Source organism: Massilia oculi, from assembly GCF_017582745.1.
GTDB lineage: Bacteria > Pseudomonadota > Gammaproteobacteria > Burkholderiales > Burkholderiaceae_D > Telluria > Telluria oculi_A.
The window spans coordinates 58,364-83,568 of the sequence record NZ_JAFVIM010000008.1 but is presented as its reverse complement, the minus strand read 5'-3'; the positions used below and the strand labels follow the sequence as shown (position 1 = coordinate 83,568).

The 25,205-nt window shown below is 67.3% G+C and carries 26 protein-coding genes and 2 pseudogenes; 13 read left to right on the top strand and 15 right to left on the bottom strand.

From position 1 onward, the window contains the following. Nucleotides 1-16 precede the first annotated feature (16 nt). The 7 genes and pseudogenes from J3U95_RS11565 to J3U95_RS11545 all read right to left on the bottom strand — a co-directional run. Nucleotides 17-253, bottom strand: a pseudogene (locus J3U95_RS11565) (Rap1a/Tai family immunity protein); the annotation flags it as partial. An 18-nt stretch (nt 254-271) separates the two neighbouring features. Next, nucleotides 272-952, bottom strand: coding sequence for an RNA-guided endonuclease InsQ/TnpB family protein (locus J3U95_RS28350; protein WP_370662064.1), 681 nt, complete (start codon nt 950-952; stop codon nt 272-274). Continuing rightward, nucleotides 922-1,512: a hypothetical protein gene (locus J3U95_RS28345; protein WP_229519807.1), complete on the bottom strand. Its 591-nt coding sequence runs from the start codon at nt 1,510-1,512 to the stop codon at nt 922-924. The genes J3U95_RS28350 and J3U95_RS28345 overlap by 31 nt, the downstream gene beginning before the upstream one ends. 44 nt (nt 1,513-1,556) lie before the next feature. Beyond that, nucleotides 1,557-1,619 (bottom strand): annotated as a pseudogene (locus tag J3U95_RS28340) (hypothetical protein); the annotation flags it as partial. After that, nucleotides 1,591-2,232: an IS607 family transposase gene (locus J3U95_RS11555; RefSeq protein WP_208278745.1), complete on the bottom strand. Its 642-nt coding sequence runs from the start codon at nt 2,230-2,232 to the stop codon at nt 1,591-1,593. The pseudogene J3U95_RS28340 and the gene J3U95_RS11555, both read right to left, overlap by 29 nt. 29 nt (nt 2,233-2,261) lie before the next feature. Beyond that, nucleotides 2,262-2,417, bottom strand: coding sequence for a hypothetical protein (locus J3U95_RS11550; RefSeq protein ID WP_208278744.1), 156 nt, complete (start codon nt 2,415-2,417; stop codon nt 2,262-2,264). A gap of 69 nt (nt 2,418-2,486) precedes the next feature. After that, the gene (locus J3U95_RS11545; protein WP_208278743.1) at nt 2,487-3,401 is read right to left on the bottom strand and encodes a LysR family transcriptional regulator; all 915 of its coding nucleotides are present in this window, start codon (nt 3,399-3,401) and stop codon (nt 2,487-2,489) included. Between the two features lie 106 nt (nt 3,402-3,507). On the opposite strand from J3U95_RS11545, the gene J3U95_RS11540 reads away from it, so the two are divergent. Continuing rightward, nucleotides 3,508-4,716: an MFS transporter gene (locus J3U95_RS11540; protein WP_208278742.1), complete on the top strand. Its 1,209-nt coding sequence runs from the start codon at nt 3,508-3,510 to the stop codon at nt 4,714-4,716. Nucleotides 4,717-4,782: 66 nt separating this feature from the next. Further along, the gene (locus tag J3U95_RS11535; protein ID WP_208278741.1) at nt 4,783-5,316 is read left to right on the top strand and encodes an ankyrin repeat domain-containing protein; all 534 of its coding nucleotides are present in this window, start codon (nt 4,783-4,785) and stop codon (nt 5,314-5,316) included. Between the two features lies 1 nt (nt 5,317). Here the strand turns inward: J3U95_RS11535 and J3U95_RS11530 are convergent, their stop codons facing one another. After that, nucleotides 5,318-5,941 (bottom strand): PEP-CTERM sorting domain-containing protein, encoded by a 624-nt coding sequence (locus J3U95_RS11530; RefSeq protein WP_208278740.1) that lies wholly within the window; start codon nt 5,939-5,941, stop codon nt 5,318-5,320. A gap of 224 nt (nt 5,942-6,165) precedes the next feature. Here J3U95_RS11530 and J3U95_RS11525 point away from each other — a divergent pair, with 224 nt between their 5' ends. Together J3U95_RS11525 and J3U95_RS11520 are read left to right on the top strand one after the other, a co-directional pair. Next, the gene (locus J3U95_RS11525) at nt 6,166-7,365 is read left to right on the top strand and encodes an NnrS family protein (RefSeq protein WP_208278739.1); all 1,200 of its coding nucleotides are present in this window, start codon (nt 6,166-6,168) and stop codon (nt 7,363-7,365) included. 5 nt (nt 7,366-7,370) lie between these two features. Continuing rightward, complete coding sequence (locus J3U95_RS11520) at nt 7,371-7,754, top strand: group III truncated hemoglobin (protein WP_208278738.1); 384 nt, start codon at nt 7,371-7,373, stop codon at nt 7,752-7,754. Nucleotides 7,755-7,768: 14 nt separating this feature from the next. Here J3U95_RS11520 and J3U95_RS11515 read toward each other — a convergent pair whose 3' ends face one another. Continuing rightward, complete coding sequence (locus tag J3U95_RS11515; RefSeq protein WP_208278737.1) at nt 7,769-8,065, bottom strand: putative quinol monooxygenase; 297 nt, start codon at nt 8,063-8,065, stop codon at nt 7,769-7,771. Nucleotides 8,066-8,247: 182 nt separating this feature from the next. Between J3U95_RS11515 and J3U95_RS11510 the strand changes: the two genes are divergently transcribed. Continuing rightward, complete coding sequence (locus J3U95_RS11510) at nt 8,248-8,709, top strand: hypothetical protein (RefSeq protein ID WP_208278736.1); 462 nt, start codon at nt 8,248-8,250, stop codon at nt 8,707-8,709. Between the two features lie 2 nt (nt 8,710-8,711). On the opposite strand, the gene J3U95_RS11505 is transcribed toward J3U95_RS11510, so the two are convergent. Then, nucleotides 8,712-9,197 (bottom strand): GNAT family N-acetyltransferase, encoded by a 486-nt coding sequence (locus tag J3U95_RS11505; protein WP_208278735.1) that lies wholly within the window; start codon nt 9,195-9,197, stop codon nt 8,712-8,714. Between the two features lie 226 nt (nt 9,198-9,423). On the opposite strand from J3U95_RS11505, the gene purU reads away from it, so the two are divergent. The 7 genes from purU to J3U95_RS11470 all read left to right on the top strand — a co-directional run bounded on the left by purU (nt 9,424) and on the right by J3U95_RS11470 (nt 17,643). Further along, nucleotides 9,424-10,314 (top strand): formyltetrahydrofolate deformylase, encoded by an 891-nt coding sequence (gene purU, locus J3U95_RS11500; protein ID WP_208278734.1) that lies wholly within the window; start codon nt 9,424-9,426, stop codon nt 10,312-10,314. A 98-nt stretch (nt 10,315-10,412) separates the two neighbouring features. Beyond that, the gene (locus J3U95_RS11495) at nt 10,413-10,940 is read left to right on the top strand and encodes a (2Fe-2S)-binding protein (RefSeq protein WP_208278733.1); all 528 of its coding nucleotides are present in this window, start codon (nt 10,413-10,415) and stop codon (nt 10,938-10,940) included. Beyond that, nucleotides 10,937-11,971: an FAD binding domain-containing protein gene (locus J3U95_RS11490; protein WP_208278732.1), complete on the top strand. Its 1,035-nt coding sequence runs from the start codon at nt 10,937-10,939 to the stop codon at nt 11,969-11,971. The genes J3U95_RS11495 and J3U95_RS11490 overlap by 4 nt, the downstream gene beginning before the upstream one ends. Next, complete coding sequence (locus J3U95_RS11485; RefSeq protein WP_208278731.1) at nt 11,968-14,280, top strand: xanthine dehydrogenase family protein molybdopterin-binding subunit; 2,313 nt, start codon at nt 11,968-11,970, stop codon at nt 14,278-14,280. The genes J3U95_RS11490 and J3U95_RS11485 overlap by 4 nt, the downstream gene beginning before the upstream one ends. A gap of 259 nt (nt 14,281-14,539) precedes the next feature. Continuing rightward, nucleotides 14,540-15,514 carry a tripartite tricarboxylate transporter substrate binding protein BugD gene (locus J3U95_RS11480; protein ID WP_208278730.1) on the top strand — a complete coding sequence of 325 codons (975 nt, stop codon included), beginning with the start codon at nt 14,540-14,542 and terminating at the stop codon, nt 15,512-15,514. Between the two features lie 155 nt (nt 15,515-15,669). Next, on the top strand, nt 15,670-16,134 hold the full coding sequence (locus tag J3U95_RS11475; RefSeq protein ID WP_208278729.1) for a tripartite tricarboxylate transporter TctB family protein: 465 nt from the start codon (nt 15,670-15,672) through the stop codon (nt 16,132-16,134). 6 nt (nt 16,135-16,140) lie between these two features. Continuing rightward, on the top strand, nt 16,141-17,643 hold the full coding sequence (locus J3U95_RS11470) for a tripartite tricarboxylate transporter permease (protein WP_208278728.1): 1,503 nt from the start codon (nt 16,141-16,143) through the stop codon (nt 17,641-17,643). A 59-nt stretch (nt 17,644-17,702) separates the two neighbouring features. Here the strand turns inward: J3U95_RS11470 and J3U95_RS11465 are convergent, their stop codons facing one another. After that, nucleotides 17,703-18,827 (bottom strand): MFS transporter, encoded by a 1,125-nt coding sequence (locus J3U95_RS11465; protein WP_208278727.1) that lies wholly within the window; start codon nt 18,825-18,827, stop codon nt 17,703-17,705. A 481-nt stretch (nt 18,828-19,308) separates the two neighbouring features. Between J3U95_RS11465 and J3U95_RS11460 the strand changes: the two genes are divergently transcribed. Further along, nucleotides 19,309-19,977 (top strand): PEP-CTERM sorting domain-containing protein, encoded by a 669-nt coding sequence (locus tag J3U95_RS11460; RefSeq protein WP_208278726.1) that lies wholly within the window; start codon nt 19,309-19,311, stop codon nt 19,975-19,977. Between the two features lie 40 nt (nt 19,978-20,017). Here the strand turns inward: J3U95_RS11460 and J3U95_RS11455 are convergent, their stop codons facing one another. From J3U95_RS11455 to J3U95_RS11440, 4 genes are all read right to left on the bottom strand, one after another. After that, a complete protein-coding gene (locus tag J3U95_RS11455; protein WP_208278725.1) occupies nt 20,018-21,475 on the bottom strand; it encodes an MFS transporter in 1,458 nt (485 codons plus the stop codon). A gap of 15 nt (nt 21,476-21,490) precedes the next feature. Then, nucleotides 21,491-22,663: an HlyD family secretion protein gene (locus tag J3U95_RS11450; RefSeq protein WP_208278724.1), complete on the bottom strand. Its 1,173-nt coding sequence runs from the start codon at nt 22,661-22,663 to the stop codon at nt 21,491-21,493. Nucleotides 22,664-22,680: 17 nt separating this feature from the next. Next, nucleotides 22,681-24,135, bottom strand: coding sequence for an efflux transporter outer membrane subunit (locus J3U95_RS11445; protein ID WP_208278723.1), 1,455 nt, complete (start codon nt 24,133-24,135; stop codon nt 22,681-22,683). An 82-nt stretch (nt 24,136-24,217) separates the two neighbouring features. Continuing rightward, nucleotides 24,218-25,159 carry a LysR family transcriptional regulator gene (locus tag J3U95_RS11440; protein ID WP_208278722.1) on the bottom strand — a complete coding sequence of 314 codons (942 nt, stop codon included), beginning with the start codon at nt 25,157-25,159 and terminating at the stop codon, nt 24,218-24,220. Nucleotides 25,160-25,205 lie beyond the last annotated feature (46 nt).

The following is a 25,205-nucleotide window of genomic DNA, read 5'->3' as shown; positions in this document are numbered from 1 at the left end:
TCCAGGCGTAGTCGGGTCAGCGCTTTTTCTTGCCTGGCGTCAAGCAGGGAAAGCGCCGGCGCAGCTCGGCCAGCACCAGCGGCGCCGCGTTTTTTTTGAGTTCGGCCGGCTTGCGCGTCGCCTTCAGGCGGCGCACCACGGCCAGGTTGAGTTCGTCGGGCAGCACCGGCCGCGCCAGGCACCACTCGCGGCCGTGGGCGCCGTCCTTGATGCCATTCAGGTAGGCCTCGACCTTCTCGCGGTTGATGTAGTCGAGCTGGGTCTTCGGCTGCTATCGAAAAGGTGCACACACGTGCACACCGCTCTCTTCCTGCCCCGAGCCGTCCTGTTGACCGTACTCGTACCTGACAGGCGTGACTTTCCCGCCTGCCGCCGGAACCTCTCCAGCGGCAGTGCCATACGTTGCCGCATGACTCGCCTCGGGTAGCGCCGTTCTCGCCACGAGGGCGTCGGTGGCGAGCCGTTGCAGATTGATCGCGGCGTTCACATCCCGGTCGTGAGAGATACCGCAAGCGCAAGTCCAATGACGCTCACTGAGTTTCAATGCGGTGTAATGCGCGCCGCATGCCGAACACAGTTTGCTGGACGGATACCAGCGATCCGCCAGCACCAAGATGGTGTCGTAACGTTGCGCCTTGTACTGGAGCTGACGCCGGATCTCGTAGAATCCAACGTCAGCGATCGCACGCGCCAGTCGATGGTTGGCCAGCATGCCGCTCACGTTCAGGTCCTCGATCGCTATCGCTTGGTTTTCGCGGCACAGTCGAGTCGTGAGCTTATGGACGAAATCGTTGCGTACATGGGTGATGTGCGCATGCAGGCGCGCCAGCGCACGCGCATCCTTTTTCCGGTTGCGCGACACCGGCAGGCGCACACCTTTCGGGATCGTGCCCGTGATCCCGACAGTGGCCTTCGCGGCTTTCAGCTTGCGTGCATGGCGGCGCGAGCGGATGCGCAGGCGCCGCTGGCTAGCACGTAGCGGCCGTGGGGCCGGTATCTTCTCGGCGTGGGCAGGACGGCCGCAGCGCTTATGCCGAGATCGACCCCAACCACGCCATCACCCTGGCGCTGCAGGCGGGCCAGCTGTTCAGGTAGCTTGACCTGCACGGCCACATACCAGTGGTCGGCTTCGCGCGATACGCATGCGCCCATGATCTTTCCGGGAAACCGCAGGAGCTCGGCCAGCACGACCTTCCCGATCCTTGGCAGCACGGCGCACTTGCCCTCAAAACGAATCTTGTCGTTGGCAATATAGAACGAGTCGCGGCAGCGGCCTTTCCTTTTAAATGTCGGTGAATAGGCTTTCTTGCCGGCTTGCCGTTGCTCGTAGTAGCGGCGCCACGCCCGCTCTAGGTGCGCGAAAGGCTGCGCATGCGCATCGCGGTGAATCGTTCGCAACCAAGGTCTGCCTTCGGCATCGAGCCAGTCCGGGTGAGCATACTTGATCCCATTGAACTGTTTTTCAATTTCATGGCGTCTGGGCGCTGCCCCAGCGTGGTTTGCCGCTGCCATTCGGCCAGCGCCCAGTTCCAGACTTTGCGCGCCGTCCCCGCCGCTCGCGCGAAATAGTCGCGCTGCTCAGGCGTGGCTTCAATCCGGATGCGATGTGACAGCAGCATTGCGCGCGTCCTTGTTCAATGCAGCATCCAACTGGCGGCGATAGTTGCGCAGCCCATATAAACGACTTGAGAAACAATCCACGATGGTCATCATGTCTTGCACCATTTCCTGTTCAGGGGACAAGCGCTCCTGGTTCAGTACGAGCAGCTCGCAGCCATGTTCGTGCGCTATGTGTTCGAACCATTCGTACCCGAAGCGCGTCAGGCGATCCCGGTGCGCCAGTACCAGGGTGCGCACCTCGCCTCGCCCGATCGCGTCGGTCAGCTCCAGCAAGCGCGGACGCCTGAAATTGAGCCCGCCGCCGATCTCTTCGATGAACTCGACATCCGCCAGTCCACGCGCTGTGCAAAATTCTTCGAGAACCCGGCGTTGATTGCGCAAATCAGGCTTTTGCGCAGCGCTGGACACCCTGCAGTAAGCGATGATCCGGTATGGAGCCGGGCGTGACTGCAATCCGATCCGCTCAGCGATCTGCGTTTCACTATAGAGGCGCAGACCGGTTGGGCTACGCGCTAGTGGAGAAAACGTGCCACAGCGATCCCAGCGTTGCAACGTCTTGGATGTCACACCAAGCCTGCGCGCTGCCGCTCCGGTCTTCAGCATCATTTCCATAGTGTTCTCTCATGTACACTTACGTAGGTTCAGACACTAGAATTGTGACTGGAGTTCCGCTCCTTGAGCCGATGCTCGACTACCTCCTGGCCGGTCATCGCATTGAACGGATACACATAGGGAATCGCCGCCAGCGCGCAGGCAGGCATGCAGGCCGCGAGCGCTATCCAGGCGCCGGCTTTCATGGGGATCTCCTGTCATGACATTCGGCGCCCCATGTTGCGGTGGCGTCCATCGCCGCCGCTTGCGGACCCTCAATCGTGCGCCAGCCGCAGGTCCGGGTCGGCCTCGAACACCCCCGCCAGCCAGTCGGCGAAGGCGCGCAGGCGCGGATTGGCGATGCGTCCCTGCGGATACAGCAGCGACACCGGCATCGGCGTCGGGCGCACGCCCGGCAACACCTCGACCAGCCGGTCCTCCTGGCCGCGCAGCTGGTAGCGCGCCAACTGGGTCAGTCCCAGGCCCTGCAGCGCGAGAATCAGGTTGGCGTCGGCGTCGTTGACGGAGATACCGCCTTTCACGGCGACCTTGCGCACCCCATCCGCCTCCTGCAATTCCCAATCGAAGGCGCGCCCGGTGCGGCCCGAGAAATGGACGATGCCGTCGTGCCCTGCCAGCTCGTCCAGCGAAGCCGGCACGCCGCGCCGCGCCAGGTAATCCGGCGTGGCCGCGATCGTGAATTGCATCAGGCCGATGGGGCGCGCCACCAGGCTGGAATCCTGCAGCTCGCCCACCCGCAGCGCGCAGTCGATGCCCTCGCCGGTCAGGTCCACCAGGCGGTCGCCCATGCCGATGGAGAGGTCGATGCCGGGCCAGGCGTGACGGAATTCGGCGAGTCGCGGCAGCACGATGGCGCGGCCCAGGGCGCCAGGCAGGTCGATCCGCAGCCGTCCCTGCATGCGGCGCCCGTCGGCGCCGAGGAAGTCGGCTTCGGCCACCTCGATCGCGGCCAGGATCGCGGCGCATTGTTCATAGTAGCGCTCACCGTCCCGCGTGAGGGACAGCCGGCGCGTGGTGCGCTGCAGGAGCTGGGCGCCCAGGTGACGCTCGAGGTTCTGCATCGTCGCCGTCAGCGAGGCGCGCGGCAGGTTGAGCGATTCGGCGGCCTTCGTGAAGCTGCCCGCCTCGACGATCCGCACGAAGGTCTGCATCGCCTTCACCTTGTCCATGATTGTTCACATTAAATGAATTGTATGTGGGCATTATGCCCTAATTATCTTTGCCTCATCCTTGCCTAGAATGGAACCGTTCACCTACCCCATCGAGGAACACGCCATGAAAACAAACACACAAACACAGATATCGGGCGGCATGACCATGCTGCTGGCCGCCGCGGCCGGCATCATCGTCGCCAACCTGTATTACGCCCAGCCGCTGGTCGGCCCGATCGGCGCCGCCCTCGGCATGCCCGCGAGCGCCACCGGCCTGGTCGTCACCCTCACCCAGATCGGCTATTGCCTCGGCCTGCTGTTCATCGTCCCGCTGGGCGACCTGGTCGAGAACCGGCGCCTGATCGTGAGCGGCCTGGTCGCCACCGGCGCCGCGCTGGCGTTGGCCGCGAATGCGAGCGCGGCCTGGCAGTTCCTGCTGGCCGCCCTGGCCATCGGCCTGGGCGCCGTGGTGGCCCAGGTGCTGGTGCCGTTCGCGGCCCACCTGGCGCCGGAAGCGACGCGCGGCCAGACCGTGGGCAAGGTGGTCAGCGGCCTGCTGCTGGGGATCATGGTGGCGCGGCCGGTGGCCAGCGTGCTGGCCGGCTTCGGTGGCTGGCAGGCCGTGTTCGGGATCGCCGCCGCGCTGGTGCTGTTGCTGGCCGTGGTGCTGCACTTCAAGCTGCCGCAGCGCCGGCCGGCCGCTACCCAGCGCTACCGCGCGCTGATCGCTTCGTTGTGGCCGGTGCTGGCCAATACCGTCGTGCTGCGCCGTCGCGCGCTGTACCACGCCGGCCTGTTCGGCGCCTTCAGCCTGTTCTGGACCGTCGTGCCGCAAGCCCTGGCCGGCCCGGACTTCGGCCTGAGCCAGAACGGGATCGCGCTGTTCGCCCTGGTGGGCATGGCCGGCGCGGTGGCCTCGCCGATCGCCGGCCGCCTGGCCGATGCCGGCCATACGCTGGGCGCCACCGCGATCGCGCTGGCGGTCGGCGCGCTGAGCTTCATGCTGCCGCTGTTCGCACCGCACTCGAAGCCCATGGCGCTCGGCCTGCTGGCCCTGGCCGCCATCGTGCTCGACGCCGCCGTCGCCGCCAACCTGGTGCTGGGCCAGCGCGCGCTGTTCGCCCTCGGCGCCGAGATCCGCAGCCGCCTGAACGGCCTGTACTTCGCCCTGTTCTTCGCCGGCGGCGCGCTCGGCTCGGCCCTCGGCGGCTGGATCTATGCCCAGTATGGCTGGCATGCGGCGCTGGTGACCGGGATGCTGCTGCCGGCGCTGGCCCTGCCGGCCTGGTTGTGGGAAGCGGCCGAGCACACGGCCAGCCGCCAGCAAGCCTGAAGCGCGCCTGCGTGGCGGTGCCGGATGTGATCTAATCGATCATCGCAACGACATCAGGGAACCCGCATGCAAGCCAATGAAACCACCCCGCCGGCCGCGCCGGCGGAACTCGACGAAGCCACCCTCGAATGGGTGCGCAAGGTATTCCAGCATGCCCGCGCCGGCGAGGCCGAACCGCTCGGCGCGCTGCTGACCCAGGGCTTGCCGCCCAATCTGCGCAACGAGCGCGGCGACAGTCTCCTGATGCTGGCCTGCTACCACGGCCACCACGACGCCGCGCGCGTGCTGCTGGAGCACGGCGCCGATCCGCAACTGATGAACGATGCATCCCAGACGCCGCTGCACGGCGCCGCCTTCAAGGGCGACCTGGCGGTGACCAGGCTGCTGCTGGACCACGGCGCCATCGCCGACCATGCGGGACCTGCGGGCAAGACCGCACTGATGTTCGCCGCCATGTTCAACCGGGTCGAGATCGCCCGCCTCTTGATCGAACGCGGCGCCGATCCGTCACGGCGCGATGCCGACGGCGTCAGCGCCTTCGACGCGGCGCAGCGCATGGGCGCGGCCGATACCGCGGCGCTGCTGGCGCCGACCGCCTGAGTCAGCGCCCTGGGCGCCGGCGCGAGGTGAGCCAGGCCGCGGCCAGGCCGAGGCCGGCGAGCAGCACGCTGGACGGCTCGGGCACTTCGCCCTTGAGCGGCTCGCCGACCAGCAGGCCGGTGGAGCCCGAGCAGGCCGGCCCGTCGTAGGCGCAGCCGAACGGCTCGTCGCTGTGGGCGTTCAGGACCGTGAACAGGCTGCCGCTGCTCCCCAGCGTGAAGTGCGAATTGCCGTCGGTGGCGAAGATATCGCCGCTGAGCAGGCCGCCCGGCAGGAAGGTCACGTCCAGCTTGATCTTGTCATAGTAGTGCTGCGGCAGCTGGCGGTAGCCGTAGTCGATGTAGTTGTGCCGGTAGTCTCCCGAGAACGGCTCTTCGTACCAGTAGCGCAGCGACAGCAGGCTGTCCTGGGGATTCAGGCACGGCCCGTCCAGGTCGCACATATTCGTGAAATCGAGGTAGAGGCTGCCCTGCGCAACCGCCGCATCGGAAAACACCAGCTCCAGGTTCAGTCCGGGCGGCATCGAATCACCGGCCTCGACCTGCTGCCAGGAATACGTCACGGCGGCCTGCGCCGGTTGGGCCAGCAGCGCGGCCGCGAACAACAACGGGGTAATACGCAACATCGACTTGCTCCTCATGGTTACTCACCATGGATGAGCAAGAACCGGGCCTGTGGCGTCCGCGGCGGCAACTCCTTGATTTTATGAAAGATTTTCCGAGGATTGTAAATACGCTGGTGCCGAGTGTTAAATTTCTCGACAACTCATCCTTTCGGACTAGGCCGGAAGACGGTCCCCGTCGGGCTGGTTTTGATGTATCGTGAATACATCTTAGACAGGAGGTCCGCATGCGCGCCAACCCCGCTACCGATCTGCCTCGCGACGGCCAGCCCGGCCTGGCATCCGGCGACGCCCCGCTGTGGCGCCTGGGCTTTCGCCCCTTCTACCTGCTGGCCGCCGCCTTCGCCGCGGCGGCGGTGCCGGCCTGGCTGCTGGCCTATCTGGGCCTGCTGCCCCCGGGGCCGGTGAACCTGCTGTGGCATGTCCACGAGATGGTGTTCGGATTCGCAGTTGCGGTCGTCGCCGGCTTCATGTTGACGGCGGTGCAGAACTGGACCGGCCTGCCGACGCCGCGCGGCCGCAGCCTGCAGGCCCTGGTGCTGCTGTGGATCGCCGGGCGCTGCGCCGCCCTCGGCGCCCCGCCGCTGCTGTATGCCGTGGTCGACGTCGCCTTCCTGTTCGCGCTGGCGGGCGTGATCCTGCGCCTGCTGCTGCGCGCCGACAACCGCCGCAACCTGCCGATCTGCCTCGTGATCGCCCTGCTTGGTGTGTGCAACCTGGTCTTCCACCTGGCGATGCAGGGCGTGGCGGCGGTCTCGCCGCTGACACCCGTGCATGGCGCGATCCTGCTGTTGGTGCTGCTGGTGGCGGTCATCGGCGGCCGGGTCGGCCCCATGTTCACCCGCAATGGCGCGCCGGGCAGCCGCGCGCGCAGCCTGCCGCGGCTCGACCTGGCCAGCATCGTCTCGATCGCCGCGCTGGCCCTGTGCTGGCTGGCCGGGGCGCCCGGGTGGGCGCTGCTGGTGGTGGGTGTCATGGCAGCGCTACTCAACGGCGCGCGCCTGATCCTGTGGGATCCGCTGTCGACGCTGCGCACGCCGCTCCTGTGGTCGTTCCACCTGTCGTATGCGATGCTGGTGGCCGGCCTGCTGGCACTTGGCCTGGCCGGCATCGGCGTGGTCTCGGGCAGCGCCGCCCTGCACCTGCTGGCGGCCGGCGCCATGACGGGCATGATCGGGGCCATGATCACCCGCACCGCGCGCGGACATACGGGCCGCACCCTGCAGGCGGAGCGACCCGAGGTGGCGATGTTCGCGCTGCTGCCGCTGGCGGTCGCGGCGCGCCTGGCCGCCAACCTGTTCGACGGCCCGGCACGCGGCCACACGCTGGCCCTGTCGGCCGCACTGTGGTCGCTGGCCTTGGTCATCTACCTGCTGCGCTACGGGCCCTGGCTGGCCAGTCCGCGCCTCGACGGCAAACCGGGATGACGGCGATGAGCGCACGCGATGCCCTTCCCCTGGATCGCCCGGCCCTGGCCGTGCTGGTCGACGTCTTCTACGACCAGGTCAGGCGCGATCCGCTGCTCGGTCCCGTATTCGCCGGCGTGATCGCCGACGGCGAGTGGGTTCGCCACAAGGAGCGCATGGTGTCGTTCTGGAGCACCGCGATGTTGAAGACGCGCGAGTTTCGCGGCAACGTCTTCGGCAAGCACCAGGCCATGCCCCAGCTCACGCCGGCGCACTTCGCGCGCTGGCTGGCCCTGTTCGAGGAGACGGCCGGCAGGTTGTTCGCGCCCGCCGACGCCGCCGCCCTGGTCGACACGGCGCGCGGCATGGCGCGCGGCCTGCAGATCGGGCTGTTCGGCCGGGTCGCCTGAGGCCCGTTGCGCCCTCAGCCGGCGGGCGTGTACTTGCGCACCGCCACCGGACGGTCGACCAGCGCCGGAAGGTCGGCCACCAGCGCCGCCATGTGCGCGCTGGCGTCGTGCAAGGCCACTGCCTCGGCATCGCGCCAGTATTCCACCATGATGAACTCGCGCGGGTCTTCGTTCGAGCGCTGCAGCTCGTACAGGATGCAGCCGGCTTCCTTGCGGGTTTCAATCGACATCTCGTGCATGCGCGCCGCGAGCGCGGCTTCCTGGCCTGCCCTGGCGTACAGGGTGGCGATGATGGTCACTTGTGGCTTCATGGTCTTCCTTCGTATTGGAGGCGCCACGGTCCGAAACTGCCTGGCGCCGCCCAGCAGTATAGGACGTCCCGCGGACTCCTGCCAGCAGTCCCACGATTTCCACTCCATCATCGGCATCCCCTATAATCGTAGCCGCCCCGGCCCCGCCCGCGGGCGAGCTTCCACCACTACCTAGGATTCCGATGAAAGCCCTGCCTCTTGCCGTACTGCTCCTCGCCTCCGGTTCCGCGCTCGCCAATGACGCTGCCATCCTGAAATGCCGCGCCGTGAGCGACGTCGCGGCGCGCGTTGCCTGCTATGACGCGATCCCCGTCGGCGTGGCCGGTCCAGCCGCGGCAGCGCAAGCCGCGCCGGCGGTCGCAGCGGCCACCGCCGAGGAAAATTTCGGCATGGAAGCCGTGAAGCAGCGCGAGTCGCAGCCCAAGTCGGTGCAGAGCACCATCGTGGGCAGCTTCGAGGGCTGGGGGCCGAATTCGCGCATCCGGCTGGCCAACGGCCAGGTGTGGCGCGTCGTCGACGGCAGCGAGGCGATCCTGGCGCCGCGCACCGACACCAAGGTCAGCATCGAACGCAATATGTTCGGCACCATCTTCATGCGTGTCGACGGCACCAACTCATCGGCCAAGGTGCGCCGCGTCGAGTGAATTCAATCCAGTGGGCGCGCCATATAGACCGCGCCCGGCGGATAGGTGAACACGCCCGCATCGCTCGTCGCCCGGGCCTCGAAGCCGAAGCCGGTCCAGAAGCGCGTGCTGTCCTGCACCGAGACCAGTGCGGCATGGCGCAGATCCAGGCCGCGGCCCAGGTCCAGCAAATGTTCCACCAGCGCGCGCGCAAGGCCCCGTCCGAGTGCGCGCGGGTCGACCGCCAGGTCGTGCAGGTACAGGGTGTCGGCATCCGGCGCGATGTCGAACGGCGCGCCCAGGTCGGTCACCCGCTCCAGGCGCGACGGGTAGGCGAACAGGTAGCCGCAGACACCGTCGGCATCGCAGGCGGCCAGGCAGGTGGCGGCTGCCGCATCCAGCCGCGCCTTCACCACCGCCGCCGCTTCCTGCATCGCCGGCGGATAGCAGGCCGCCTGCACGCGCAGGACGGCATCGAGATCGGCGGGCAGCATTGGACGAATGGTCACTGGCGACGGCATGGCGGCTCTGGAAAAAGCGCGCATGGTAGCACGTCTGATGCACACGCTTGACGGCGCCGGCCGCATCCCTCATTCTATATATTCTGACAACATCGCCTTGCCAGCGCCACCGACCGGGCGGCGCCGGAAACCAGAGCTGCCGCCGGCCCACCTGGCCGGTGTCGCGTGACGGACGAGCACATTGCATCCAGCCCCTAACCGACAGGAATCACTCATGAGCAGCATCGCCCCGGCGCCCGCCGGCCGCATCGAATACATCCTCAACGCCAGCTGCCCGGCCGGCACCGGCATCGTCGCCGCCGTGGCGACCTTCCTCGCCGAGCGCGACTGCTATATCTGCGCGCTGGAACAGTTCGACGACGATTCGACCGCGCGCTTCTTCATGCGCGCCGTGTTTCGCCAACAAGAACACTCGCCGCCGATCGAGCGCGTCCGCAGCGAATTCGCCGAGCTGGTGGCCGGCCGCCTCGACATGCAGTGGAAAATGTTCGACCCGCTCGATCCGGTGCGCACCGTGATCATGGTCTCGAAGACCGACCATTGCCTGGACGACCTGCTGTACCGTCGCCGCAATGGCGAGCTGAACATGCAGATCACGGCGGTGGTGTCGAACCACCTCGACCTGCGCCCGATGGTCGAGCGCGAAGGCATCCGCTTCGTGTTCCTGCCGGTCACCAGGGACAACAAGGCCCAGCAAGAGGCGCGCCTGTTCGAGATTTTCGAGGAGACCGGTTCCGAGCTGGTGATCCTGGCGCGCTATATGCAGATCCTGTCGGACGAGCTGGCGCGGCGCCTGGCCGGCAAGTGCATCAATATCCACCACTCCTTCCTGCCCGGCTTCAAGGGCGCCAAGCCCTACCAGCAAGCCTTCGACCGCGGGGTCAAGCTGATCGGCGCGACCGCCCACTACGCCACGCCCGACCTCGACGAGGGCCCGATCATCGAGCAGGTGTTGACCCGGGTCGACCACAACTACCGGGTCGACCAGCTGACCCGCGTCGGCCGCGACAACGAGTGTCTGGCGCTGGCGGCGGCGGTCAAGTTCCACATCGAGCGCCGTGTCTTTGTCGACGGCAACAAAACGGTGGTATTCCGCGGTCCCTGAGCAGAATTACAAGTAACCTCGAGAGTAGGTGCGTCACCTAACCGTGACGCCCATGCTCCACAGGTAAGGTCATGGCTTCTCATAGAGGGGAAATGACCATGGAACTTCACCAGCAGTATCCGGTCCGCCTGCGTATCAACGGGCAAGACCGCGAATTCAACGTCGAGTCCTGGGTGACCTTGCTTGACCTGTTGCGCGAGCGCGCAGGCATGACCGGCACCAAGAAGGGTTGCGACCAGGGGCAATGCGGCGCATGCACGGTGCTGGTCGATGGCAAGCGCATCAATTCCTGCCTGACCCTTGCGGTGATGCAGGATGGGAAGGAGATCACCACGGTCGAGGGCCTCGCCAACGGTGAAGACCTGCATCCGATCCAGCAAGCCTTCATCGACTGCGATGCCTTCCAGTGCGGTTACTGTACCCCCGGACAGCTGTGTTCGGCCGTGGGCCTGATGAACGAGGGCCAGGCCACATCGCGCGACGACGTGCGCGAACTCATGAGCGGCAATATCTGCCGCTGCGGCGCCTATCCGCAGATCGCGGACGCCGTGGTCCAGGTGATGGACCTGCGCAAGAACCAAAGTGGCGACAAGCCCGCCTTCACGACCGGGGCGGTGCTCGCATGAATCCATTCACCTTTACCCAATCGAAGGACCTCGATGGCGTGCTGGCGGCATTGAGCGCCGGCGAAGCGCGCCCGATCGCTGGCGGCACCAACCTGCTCGACCTGATGAAGGAAGGCGTGATGCGCCCTTCGCAGCTGGTCGACATCAATGGCCTCGACCTGGACCAGGTCGCACTTGACGACGACGGCGGCCTGCTGCTCGGCGCCCTCGCCCGCAACGCCGACACGGCCTACGATCCGCTGGTGCGCGAGCGCTATCCGCTGCTGTCGAGCGCGATCCTGGCCGGCGCCTCGCCCCAGCTGCGCAATATGGCGAGCAATGGCGGCAACCTGATGCAGCGCACCCGCTGCGTCTATTTCTACGACGTCGGCACCGCCTGCAACAAGCGCGAGCCCGGCACCGGTTGCCCGGCCAGGGATGGCGTCAACCGCCAGCACGCGATCCTGGGCACGAGCGAGGCCTGCATCGCGACCCATCCGTCCGATATGTGCGTGGCGCTGCGCGCGCTTGACGCGACCGTGCACGTCCAGTCCAGCGGCGGCAAGCGGCAAATCCCCTTCGCCGACTTCCACCGCCTGCCGGAAGACCATCCCGAGATCGACAATACCCTGCAACCCGGCGAACTGATCACCCACATCACCGTTCCGCAGGCCGACCGCTTCATCGCCCACAGCGCCTACATCAAGGTGCGCGACCGCCTGTCCTATGCGTTCGCGCTGGTGTCGGTGGCGGCGGCCCTGGACCTCGAGGCCGGCGGCACGATCAAGGCCGCGCGCATCGCGCTCGGCGGCGTCGCCCACAAGCCTTGGCGCGTCGAAGCGGCCGAAGCGGAGCTGGTGGGCAAGGCGGTCGGCGAGGAAGCCTTCGCCGCCGCGGCCGACGCCATCCTGCAGGGCGCGCGCGGCTATGGGCAGAACGACTTCAAGCTGGTCCTGGCGAAGAACGCCATCGTCCAGGCCTTGAACAGCGCCGCCCGCGGCACCGAGATCGCCAGCGGAAGCAAACGAGATCCAGAGGGAGACCACGCATGACCGACCTGATTCCAGAACTGCGCGCGCCGAGCGCGCCGGCCGGCACCGGCCGCGTCAAGAGCGGCATGGCCGTCTCGCGCGTCGACGGCCGCGCCAAGGTCACCGGCCAGGCCCAGTACGCGGCCGAAGTCTTCGCCCCCGACCTGTGCTACGGCGTGGTCGTCAGCAGCACCGTGGCCAAGGGCCGCATCACCCGCATCGACACCGTCGACGCCCTTACCGCGCATGGCGTGATCTCCGTGATGACCCACGAGAACCGCCCCAAGATGCGCTCGTTCGACATCGCCTGGAAGGACATGACGGCGCCGGCCGGCTCGCCTTTCCGTCCCCTGTTCTCGGACCAGATCTTCTACAGCGGCCAGCCGGTCGCGCTGGTGATCGCCGACACCTTCGAGGCGGCGCGCCATGCGGCCCAGCTGGTGCGGGTGCACTACGACGTCGAGGAACACGAGACCAACCACCTGGAGCGTCTCGACGAAGCCTATGAGCCAAAGAAGATGAAGGCCGGCTTCACCCCGCCCAGCTCCACCGGCGACGGCGAAAAGGCGTTCGCCAATGCACCGGTCAAGATCGACTCGCAGTACTACAACGGGGTCGAGCACCACAATCCGATGGAGATGTTCGCCTCCACCGTGATCTATGGAGAAGATGGTCACCTGACCATCTACGACAAGACGCAAAGCTCGCAGAACAGCCGCTGGTACGTCTCGCACGGCTTCGGCATCTCGAAGGACAAGGTCACGGTGCGCAATCCCTACGTGGGCGGCGCCTTCGGTTCCGGCCTGCGTCCGCAGTACCAGCTGCCGCTGGCCGTGATGGGCGCGCTGCAGCTGAAACGCTCGGTGCGCGTGGTGCTCACGCGCCAGCAGATGTTCAGCTTCGGCCACCGCCCCGAGACCTGGCACCGCATCCGCCTCGGCGCCGACCGTGACGGCACGCTGAAGGCGATCTGGCACGAAGCGATCCAGGAAACCTCGCGGCTCGAAGACTACGTGGAAGTGATCGTCAACTGGTCCGGCCAGCTGTACGCCTGCCCGGACATCAAGCTGGGCTACCAGGTGGTGGCGCACGACCGGTTCACCCCATTGGACATGCGCGCGCCCGGCGCCGCCCACGGCGTGCATGCGCTCGAAGTGGCGATGGACGAGCTGGCGTATGAGCTCAAGATGGATCCGCTGGCGCTGCGCCTGAAGAATTACACCGACGTCGCCCCGATCGAAGACAAGCCCTTCTCGACCAAGGAGCTGCGCGAATGCTACCGCCAGGGCGCCGAGCGCTTCGGCTGGGACAAGCGTCCGATCGAGCCGCGCACGATGGTAGACGGCGATGAACTGGTGGGCTGGGGCATGGCGACCGGGATCTGGGATTCGCTGGTGATGGTGGCGCGCGTCTCGGCCGTGCTGCACGTGGACGGCCGCCTGGTGGTGAGCAGCGCGGCGACCGACATCGGCACCGGGACCTATACCGCGATGTCGATCGTCGCCGCCGAACAGCTTGGCCTGCCGCTCGAGCAGGTGACCTTCCAGCTGGGCGACTCGACCCTGCCGATGGCGCCGATCGAAGGCGGTTCGTCGCACATGGCCACGGTTGGCTCGGGTGTGCATGGCGCCTGCGAGAAGCTCAAGAAGCAGCTGCTCAAGATGGCGGCGGCGATGCAGGATTCGCCGCTGGCGAAGGCGCGCATGCGTGACGTGGAGTTCGGCGACGGCGCGGTATTCCTGAAGAAGGATCCGGCGCAGCGGGTCGAACTCTCCGCCGTGCTGCGTGACGCCAACCTGGACCGCCTGGAGGAGAAATTCTTCATGACGCCACAGATGCTCAAGCAGCGCAAATACACGCGTGCGGTGCACTCGGCCGTGTTCTGCGAAGTGCGCGTCAACGAGAAGCTGGGCATGGTGCGCGTGACCCGCGTGGTGAGCGCGGTCGCGGCCGGGCGCATCATCAGCGCCAAGACCGCGGCCAGCCAGATCAGCGGCGCGGTGGTGTGGGGCATCAGCCAGGCCCTGTACGAAGAAACCCATACCGATGAGAGGTACGGGCGCTTCATGAACCACAACTATGCCGAATACCACGTGGCGGCGAACGCCGACATCCACGACATCGACGTGATCTTCGTGGAAGAGGACGACCGCATCGTGAGCAAGCAGCTCGGCGCCAAGGGCGTCGGCGAGATCGGGATCGTGGGCGTGGCGGCGGCGGTGTCGAACGCCATCTTCCACGCGACCGGCAAGCGCCTGCGGACCACGCCGATGACCCCGGCCAAGCTGCTGATGGGCGATCGCGAACTGCCGGTGCAGGCCCCGGTATAAATCCTTAATATCGACACGATCAGAGCGCCGACGGCCACCGCCGTCGGCGTTGTCATTTTCGAATTTTCACCTTCTGCCGTACAGCTTTTTCCGACCTTCGTCCCACCCGTGCGACATACGTATTTCCACGTAGTTGCATATCAATATGTTTACTGGTACAACCCTAGCTGCGTAAGACAACGCTAGAGCGCAGCAACGCACCACAAAGGTGCGGGCCGCCGACCCCATACCAAGAACGAGATAGACGAGGACGACAAACATGAAGCTCAAGATGCTGTGCGCTGTCGCGTGCCTGACCGCTTTCGGCAGCGGCCTGGCCCAGGCCCAGAACTACCCCACCAAGACCATCACCATGATCGTGCCGTTCGCGGCCGGCGGCCCGACCGATACGGTCGCGCGCCTGGTGGCGCAGTCGATGGGCAACACCCTCAAGCAGCAGATCATCATCGAGAACGTCGGCGGCGCCGGCGGCACGATCGGTGCGGCGCGCGCGGCCAAGGCCGCTCCCGACGGCTACACCCTGTTCCTGCACCACATCGGCCAGTCGACCGCTCCCGCCCTGTACCGCAAGCTGCCGTACAACGCGATCGACAGCTTCGAGCCGATCGGCCTGATCACCGACGTGCCGATGACCGTCGTCGCCCGCGGCAACTTCCCGGCCAAGGACATGAAAGAGCTGATCACCTACGTCAAGGCCAACAAGGACAAGGTCACCTACGCCCACGCCGGCCTGGGTTCGGCCTCGCACCTGTGCGGCATGCTGCTGCAGACCGCGATGGGCGTCGAGCTGACCACCGTGCCCTACAAAGGCACCGGCCCGGCGATGAACGACCTGCTGGGCGGCCAGGTGGACTTCATGTGCGACCAGACCACCAACACCACCAGCCAGATCAAGAGCGGCAAGATCAAGGCCTATGGCGTGACCACCAAGACCGTCGTGCCGTCGCTGCCGAACCTGCCGACCCTGGCGTCGGGCGCCCTGCCGGGCTTCGAAGTCGGCGTCTGGCACGGCCTGTACGCGCCGAAGGGCACGCCGAAGCCGGTCGTGGACGCGCTGGCCAACGCCCTGCGCGCCTCGCTGCGCGATCCGAACGTGATCAAGCGCTTCAACGACCTGGGCACCGAGCCGGTGCCGACCAACCAGGCCACGCCGGAAGCCCTGCGCACCCACCTCAAGCAGCAGATCGACCTGTGGGGTCCGATCATCAAGAAGGCCGGCGCTTTCGCCGACTGAGCATGAGTAATTGAGATCGCGTACCGTCCCGGCCTCGCCGGGACGGTACGTGTCGTCGTATCTGTCGTACCCGTTGTACCTGTCGTACCGTAGCTGAAACTTCGAACCACTGCATCCGTAACACCGCGTTTGCATCAAAAAAAGGGGACCATCACGTGCCAGCATTCATACGCCACCCAAAGGATTTTTGGAGTGGCATCGTCTTTCTCTTCTTCGGCCTGAGCGCCATCGTCATCGGCCAGGACTATGAAATGGGCACGGCCGGACGCATGGGCCCGGCCTACTTCCCCTCCGTGCTCGGCGGACTGCTGTCGCTGGTCGGGGCCGCCTCGCTGGTGCGCTCCTTCTTTCGCCAGGGCGAGCCGATCGGCCGCCTGTACTGGAAGGAGCTGGCGCTGGTGCTGGTCGCCGTGCTGCTGTTCGGCTTCCTGATGCGCGACGCGGGCCTGGTCCCGGCCACTATCCTGCTGATCCTGATCAGCAGCTACGCCGGCCAGAAATTCAACCTGGCCAAGTCGATCGCGCTGGCGATCGGCGCAACGCTGTTCGCGGTCGGCCTGTTCGTCAAGCTGCTCGGCTTGCCGATGCCTATCTTCGGCCCCTGGTTCGGTGGGAATTAAAAAAATATGGAACTCTTCAGCAATCTCGCACTCGGCCTCGAAACGGCCTTCACCCTCCAGAACCTGTTCTACTGCCTGGTCGGCGTCTTCGTCGGCACCGCGGTCGGCGTGCTGCCGGGCCTCGGTCCGATCGCCACCATCGCCATGCTGCTGCCGGCCACCTTCGGCCTGCCGCCGGAATCGGCCCTGATCATGCTGGCCGGTATCTACTACGGCGCCCAATACGGCGGCTCGACCACCGCGATCCTGGTCAATCTGCCCGGTGAGTCTTCCTCGGTGGTGACCGCCCTCGACGGCTACCAGATGGCCCGCAACGGCCAGGCCGGCAAGGCGCTGGCGACCGCCGCCATAGGTTCCTTCATCGCCGGCAGCATCGCCACCATCCTGCTGGCCGTGGCCGCGCCGCCGCTGGCCGACATGGCGCTCGAATTCGGCCCGGCCGAATACTTCTCGCTGATGGTGCTCGGCCTGGTCGCCTCGGTGGTCCTGGCCAGCGGCTCGCTGCTCAAGGCGATCGGCATGGTGCTGCTCGGCCTGCTGCTGGGCGTGGTCGGCACCGACGTCAATTCGGGCTCGGCGCGCTATACCTTCGACCTGCCTGAACTCGCCGACGGCATCAACTTCGTGATCGTCGCGATGGGCATGTTCGGCATCGGCGAAATCATCCGCAACCTGGAGCACGACGAGTCGCGCGACCTGGTGATGAAGAAGGTGAAAGGCCTGATGCTCAACAAGGACGACTTCAAGCGCATCTTCTGGCCCGTCATCCGCGGCACCGGCCTCGGCTCGATCCTCGGCATCCTGCCGGGCGGCGGCGCCATGCTGGCATCGTTCGCCTCGTACTCGCTGGAGAAGAAAGTCTCCAAGAATGCAGCCCAGTTCGGCAAGGGCGCGATCGAAGGCGTGGCAGCGCCGGAATCGGCCAACAACGCCGGCGCCCAGACCTCCTTCATCCCGATGCTGACCCTCGGCATTCCGTCGAACCCGGTGATGGCGCTGATGATCGGCGCGATGATCATCCAGGGCATCCAGCCGGGTCCGGCCGTGATGACCGAGCAGCCAGGCCTGTTCTGGGGCCTGATCGTCTCGATGTGGATCGGTAACCTGTTCCTGGTCGTGCTGAACCTGCCGATGATCGGCATCTGGGTGCGCATGATCATGGTCCCGTACCAGATGCTGTATCCGGCAATCCTGTTGTTCTGCGCGATCGGCGTGTTCAGCCTGAACAACAGCCAGTTCGACGTCTACCTGATGGCGCTGTTCGGCCTGCTCGGCTACCTGTGCGCCAAGCTGGAACTTGAGCCGGCGCCGATGCTGCTCGGCTTCATCATCGGCCCGATGATGGAGGAGTACCTGCGCCGCGCCCTGCTGCTGTCGCGCAGCGACCCGATGGTGTTCATCGAGCGTCCGATCTCGGGCGTGATGCTGGGCCTGGCCGCGGCGGCGATGATCGTCGTGCTGCTGCCGTCGCTGCGCAAGAAGCGCGACGAGGCGTTCCAGGAAGACTGATCGGACGGGTGCGCAAGCACTGCCCGGCGCCGGCCCTCACAGGCCGGCGTTTTTTTTGCTCAGTCGGCGCGGCGGCGCATCGAGCCGGCGACGAGGGCCAGGGTCGCGAACGATGCCACCGCAGCGTTCGCCGAAACGCGGTCCATCACGAATCCGAACGCCATCGCTCCCAGGGTCTGACCCACCGCGAGCGCCAGGAAGCCCACGGTTACCCCGGTCGCCGGGCGGTCGGGCAGCGCCACAATGCCCCACACCAGATAGACGCCTGTCAGCATCAGGTAGGCGGCGCCGAACAGGCCGCCGCCCGTGAACACCAGCCACGGCGGCGCACCGCCCAGCCCGACGGCGGCGATCGCCAATGCCAACGCGATGTGGAAGACCAGATGCACGACGCGCATGCCGAAGCGGGCAATCAGGGAACCCGCCGTGGCGCCTACCACACCCGCACACCCCATGACGGTCCACAGCATGCCGACCTGGCCGCCGCGCCAGTCGAGATTGGCGGCCAGCAGGTCGGCGCCGAAACTCCAGACCACCGTGCTCGCCGCCCCGCTCAAGCCCGCGGCCGCGGCCAGTCGCACGAGGTCGGGCGACAGTGGGAGTAGCGCTGCCGCGCGTACGGCCGGCTGCGCCGCCGCGCCGGCCAGCACCTTCAGCGTGGCCAGGGCCATCAGGATGGCCGCGCCGGCAAAGCCGGCGAAGGCCAGCCGCCACTCCGCGCCCATCAGCGCCGCGACGGCGCCGGACAGCGCGACGCCGGCGCTGGTGCCAGCATTGATGAAGGTATTGGTCGCATCCTGGCGCGCCGCAGGCACCATCGAGGTCACGGCCGCCGCCAGCGCCGGCGAGGCGAGCCCGGTGCTAGACCCGGCCAGGATCACGAAGGCGGCGAGCCAGGCTGGCGACGCGCTGGCGGCGATCCCGACCATGCCGGCGGCGCCAGCCGCTCCCGCGGCGACGGCCACGCGGCGCGGGCCGACCCGCTCGGTCAGCCATGCCGCCAGCACGATCGCCAGGCAGAAGCCGAGGAAGGAGCCGGCCGAGATGATTCCGGCCAGGGTTGACGAGAGTTCGAAATCGTCTGCGATCGCCGGCAGGAACAGGCCGAAGGCGAAGCGCGCGAAGCCGTAGCAGACCGCGATCAGGCCGAAGCCGGTGACGCCGAGCGTGAGGGTCCGGTTCATGACCGCAGTGTAAAACGATCGTTTTGCACTGGGGCGCACGGCTGAGCCTTGTTCGAACCTGCGCTGCATCGCCAGCGGCGCGGCTCCGGGCAGGCCCGCTCACATGACGATCCAGAACAGGTCCTGGCCCGCAGCAGGTCGACGTTGGCCAGCCGAAGGCCGCCAGCAAGCGGGTGAATCGCCGTCGGACGTGACTGCGTTGGATGGCTACCAGATGGCCCGCAACGGCCAGGCCGGCAAAGCCCTGGATCGCCGTGCTGCTGCCGTCGCTGCGCAAGAAGCGCGACGAGGCGTTTCTGGAAGACTGATCAGCTACCAGACCAGTTCGGTAACATGACGCCGCCCGGCGCTGCTCTGCAGACCGGTCCCGGGCGGCTTCTTTTCCGGGTGTTCTATGCGCCGAGGATGATCATCAAAATAAAGTTGACCAAGGATAAATACGCCGCCTATAGTGTTGTCTTTCTTTTAAAACACTATAACAATGAACATCGTCCTCGCACTGGTCCTGACCTTCGCCGCCACGCTGGCCAATGCCTCGCAGCTCACCTATTCGTTTACCGGCAACTTCAGTGAGCCGTCGCGCTTTTCGTTCGGCAGCACGCCATCGGCCGAACCGATTTTCCGCGACCTGATCCAGGCTGGCGGCCTGTTCTCGGGCAGCTTCAGCTTCGACAATCGTGCCGTTCCGCTCTACCAGGAAACCGGCAATCCGGGTTTTGCGCAGTACCAGGCGCAATCCTTCCAGCTCCAGGCGGGCTCCGCGTTCGACGCCGCGGCCACGTCCTGGAGTGCCGGAGAGGTCCAGGTCTTCCACTCCACCAGCGCCGATATGCAAGGGAATTTCGATGAGCTGATTGCCATGAGCGGCATGTACCTCGACGGCGAGCACACCCTGTCGCTCATTTTGCGCATGACGCCGGCAGACAGCGGCGCCTTCAAGGATGGCCGCGTGCCGGATGGTTACAACCGTTTCGTCGATGCCACGCTCAGTCTCTACCTTTACCACTACGACGAGGCGATGTTCGACTACGTCAGTGCGCCGTTGCAGGTGACGCTGGGCAGCGCTGGCGCCGCAGTGCCGGAGCCGGCGACCGGCCTGTTGATGCTGGCCGGGTTGGGCGCACTGGCGATGCGCCGCCGGCGCGCCTGATCACGGATCGCCAGCTTACCGCAGCGCACGTTAGCGCCCTCTACTGCAGTCGCTTTTGCAAGCCAAGCAGCACGGCGCCCACCAGGCCGACCCACATCACGATCCAGAACAGATCCTGGCCGGCCAGGAATCCCGCCTGGCGCAAGAGCTCGCCCCGGTGATCGGCCATTGGCTGCGCGTGCTCGCCCAGGCGCGAGACATGCAGCGCCGTGCGCTCCTGCAGCGCGATATTGGTCACGCCGACGCCCAGCGCCAGGCCGACCTGGCCGAGCATGTTCTTGAGTTGCTGGGCGTGCGCGAAGACCACGTTGTCGGCCTGCAGGTCCTTGAACGAATGGATCGCGGCGGTCGCCATGCCGAGCGTCAGGAAGCCGCCGAACAGGCCAAGCCACAGCATCACCGTGTCCCAGGCATCGGCGCGCGGATCGAGGGTCGCGAAGCGCCAGCCCAGCGCCGCCAGCATCAGGAAGCCGGTCACGAAGAACTTCGTCGGATGCGGATTGCGCTTGACCATCTGCAGCATCACGGTGAACACGACGAAGGTCGACAGCAGGCCCACGCCCTGCAGCACGCCCGCCTGTTCCAGTCCCATGCCCAGGCCCTTCTGTACCGCTTGCGGCAACAGGGTATTGACCATGCCGAGCAACGCGTAGCAGACCGCGAAGATGAGCAGGCCCAGGCGGTAGCGCGCACTGGCCAGGATGTTCAGGTGCAGGAAGGGTTCGCGCCGGCGCCCCTTGAGCAGGCCGAAGGCCAGCAGCAAGGCGAGGCCCAGCGCCAGGTGGCCGAGCAGCGCGGCGCGCTCGCCGCCGTGCCAGTCGTAAGTCAGGTGCTGCAGGGCGTACAGCGTGATCGCGGCGCCGCCGCCGAGCAGGATCGCATCCGGCACATGGAGACGCGTCGGGGTGCCGTCCAGCGTGTCGGCGCCGAGAGGCAGCCAGCGCGCCGCGATCCCGGCGCCGATCGCGGCCAGCGCCGCCAGCAGCAGGAACATGCCGCCCCACGCTTCGTGCCCGACGAACTTGGCCGCGGCCAGGGGGCCGAGCGCCAGGCCGAGCGACAGCGCGCTGCCGAATGCCGCGATGCCCTGCAGGCGCTGGGGTGACGGCGGGATCAGGTTCACCATCATGCGCGAGGCCGTCATGAACACGCCGCCGCCCATCGCCATCAACAGGCGTCCACCGGCGAAGGCCGCGACGCTGCCGCTGCCCGCGCAGATCCAGGCGCCGATCATGTAGAACACCACGCCTCCGAGCAGGTAGTTGCGCCAGCCGAGGCGCTGCACCAGCACCGTCAGCTGCGAGATCGACAGCACCGCCACCGCCGCGTACAGCGCCGACACGGTCGCGTATTCCTCGGGCGAAGCGCCGACGTGGCCCATGATCGCCGGCGCCGCGAACACCGTCATCCCGGTCGAGAGGAACTCGATGAAGTTGAAGACGAAGATCGCGGCCAGCAGGGCCGGACGCGGAATGGTCACACTAGTGGGGGCGTTCATCGCCTGCCCTTTCCATCAACGCGACGCCACCGCGCCCGGGTGGCCGAGCGCGCGCCGGATCGCCTCCTCGGCGCCATGCGACTCGGTCTCGAACACGACGGTCTTGTATTGCTGGCGCACGGCGCCGGCCTGCATCAGGCTCAGGCCCTGCTTGCTGCTGGTGTCGATCGCCACCTTCATCGACAGGCCCAGGCGCAGCGGATGGCGCGCCAGGTCCGCCGGGTCGAGCGCGATGCGCACCGGCACCCGCTGCACCACCTTGATCCAGTTGCCGGTCGCGTTCTGGGCCGGGACGGCGGCGAAGGCGCTGCCGGTGCCGGCTTCCTGGCCGACCACGCGGCCATGGAAGACGACGTCCTTGCCGTACACGTCGGCCGTCACCGCCACCGGCTGGCCGATGCGCACGTCCCTGAGCTGGGTTTCCTTCAGGTTGGCGGTAACCCACATCTGGTCCAGCGGCACGATCGCCATCAGGGGCGTGCCCTGCGCCACGCGCTGGCCGATCTGGACGTTGCGGCGGGCCACGATGCCGCCCACAGGCGCGGCCAGCGTGGTGCGCGCCAGGCCCAGCGAGGCGTCGCGCAGCTGGGCGATCGCGGCCAGCACGTCGGGGTGGCTTTCGACCGTGGTGCCGTCGACCATCGCCAGCGCCGAGCCGACCTGCTGGCGCGCGGCCGTGAGCGCCGCGCGGGCGGCGGCCACCGCATCCTCGGCGTGGCGGATGTCCTCGCCCGAGACGGCGCCGGTGTCGGCCAGCTTGCGCCGGCGTTCCAGGTCGCTGTTGGCCTTGCCCAGATCCGCCTCGCGCTGGGCGACCGTGGCGCGCAGCTGCTCGACGCCGGCGAACTGGGCCCGCACCTGGCGCGCCGACTTGGCCAGCGCCGCCTCGGCGCGGTCCTGGGCCAGGCGCGCGTCGACTTCGTTCAGTTGCACCAGCACCTCGCCGGGCCGCACGAAATCGGTGTTGTCGGCCGCGATGCGGGTCACGGTGCCGCCCACCTGCGGCGTCACCTGCACCAGGTTGCCCTCGACGTAGGCGTCTTCGGTGTGCTGGCTGTTCCAGCCGATGCCCAGCACCTCGGGCGAAGACCAGGCGATGCCGCCGGCGGCGGCCAGCACGGCGGCGGTCAGGCCGATCGCAATCTTGCGGCGGCCCTGGGGAGCGTTGTTCGTATTCTTGGTGTCCATAGGGTTCTCTCGATTGTTCAATGCGCGGCTGCGGCCTGGTAGCCGCCACCCAGCGCGCGCACCAGGTTCACGTCCAGTTCATAGGCTCGGGCATCCAGGTCGGCCTGGGCGCGGCGCTGGGCCACGACCTGGGTCTCGGCGATCAGCACCTGCACGAAGTTGCCGAGGCCCGCGCGGTAGCGCTGCTCGGCCAGGTCATAGGCTTGCTCGGCGGCCGCCAGGGCCTGGTCCTGCTCGCGCACCCGCTCGCCCAGCCAGCGCAGCGACGTCAGTTGCGCCGTCACGTCGCGCAGCGCCTCGATCACGGCGGCGTTGTAGTTCTCGACCGCGACGTCGAACTCGGCATTGCGCGCCGCGAGGTTGCTGCGCAGGCGTCCGCCGTCGAGCAGCGGCAGCGTCACCAGCGGGCCGGCGGCAAAGCTGCGGCTGCCGCCCTGTAGCAGGCGGTCGAAGCCCAGGCTGGCCAGGCCGCCGGACACGCTCAGGTTCACGGTTGGATAGAACTGCGCCTTCGCGACGTCGATCTCTCCACTGGCCGCTTCGACCTGCCAGCGCAGCGCCACCAGTTCCGGCCGCCGGCCCAGCAGCGCGGCCGGCACGTCGGCCGGCGCAGCCGCCGGATGCTCCAGGCGCAGCTGCGGACGGGCGATCGCCTCGGCCGCGTCCTGGCCCTGGCCGCCCAGGGCCGCGATCTGGCCGCGCGTCAGCGCGATCGCCTCGTCCAGCGCCGCGATCTGGCCGCGCGCGGCCGGCACGCCGATCTCGGCCTGCTTCAGCTCCGCCTGGCTGTCGAGCTGGGCGGAGACGCGCTGCTGCACCAGCTCGAGGATGCGGCTTCTCTGGCGCAGCTCGCGCTCGGCCAGGTCGCGCTGGGCGTACAGGTGATCCAGGCGCAGGTAGGCCTGCACGACGGTGGTCGACACGGCCAGGCGCGCGGCCTGGGCTTCGGCCTCGCGCGCATTGACGCGGCCGGCGGCGGCGGTCACGCTCGCTGCGTTCTTGCCCCAGAAATCGAGTTCATAGCCCAGGTTGACGCTGGCGTCGTTGACCCATTGCCAGCTCCCGGCCAGCGGCTTGGGCACGCTGCCGTTCTCGCTGTAGCGCTGGCGCGCGGAGCGCACCGACGCATTGGCCTGAGGCGCCAGGCTGGCTGCGGCCATGCCTTCGAGGGCCGCCGCCTGGCGCACCCGCGCGAGCGCGCCGGCGATCGTCGGGCTGGCGTCGCGTGCCCCGTCCACCAGCCGGTCGAGCTGGGGATCGCCATAGACGCGCCACCAATCCTGCGCCGGCCAGGCGGCGCTCTCGGTCGCCAACGACCCAATAGCGCGCGATGAATTCTGGGCCGCGTCCCCGTTCAGGCGGGCCAATTGCGGCTGCGCGCCCATCGACACGCAGCCACCAAGAAGGAGCATCGCAGAAACAAGCGCCAGGCGGGTCGATAACCGGCCTGGCGCGGGAAGAGATGGAAGCATGAAGCGCCTCGGCAAAAATACAGGAATAGCCGAAGCATAGTTGCTGTGAGTTATTTAGGCCATGCCAGAAGCGGCATGGGAACTATGCAGATTCGGCATAACCGGTCTCCGCGCCCAGCGTATTGGTCAAGGTCGTCAGCACGAATTCGCGCAGCCAGCGGTTGGCAGGGTCGCGATGGCTGCGCTCGTGCCAGTACAGCGCCAGCTGCAGCGGCGGCAGTTCGACCGGCATGGGCGCCAGCGCCAGGCCGAGGTCGCGCGCCAGCGGCCGCGCCAGGCGCAGCGGGATGGTGGCGATGGCGTCGGTATGCAGCGCGATGTGGGCGGCCGAGGTAAAACTCGGCACATGGCACAGGATGCGCGTGGGTTCCAGCAGCGTCTCGAGCTTGCGGGTCACGGCCACGTTGTGATGGCTGGTGTGTTCCATCTCGATCAGCACATGGCGGTGGGTCAGCCATGCCTCGCGGTCCAGCTGCCCGGCCCAGGGATGGCCGCGCCGCATCAGGCAGGCGTATTCGTCGTCCCACAGCTTGCGCTGGCGGATATTGTTGAGCAGGTGCGGAAAGCGCCCGATGGCCAGGTCGATGTGGCCGCGCTCGAGCTGGGCCTCGAGCGAGCCGGGATCGATGTGCACGCTGCGCAGCTGCAGCCCGGCGGCGCCGTTTTCCAGCTTCGCCAGTCCGTCCAGCAGCTGCGGCAGGATGTTCACCACCGCGCCGTCGACCATGTAGAGGCCGAAGGAACGGGTGGCGCTGAGCGGATCGAACGCAGCCGGGCCGCCTTCGAGCTGGCGCGCGGCGTCCAGCACCGCCGCCACCGGGCCGGCCAGCTCGAGGGCGCGCGCGGTGGGCTGCATGCGCTGGCCCGAGCGCACGAACAGTGGGTCGCCGAAGTGACGCCGCAGTTTCGCCAGCGCGCGGCTGACGGTGGGCTGGGTCATGCCGAGCAGTTCGGCGGTGCGGGTAAGGCTGCCCTCGCGCAGGAGGCTATCGAGGATCAGTAATTGAGAGAGGTCGGGGATCACCGCCGCATCATAACATTGCGGCAACTAGCGTGTGATCCCCCCGGGG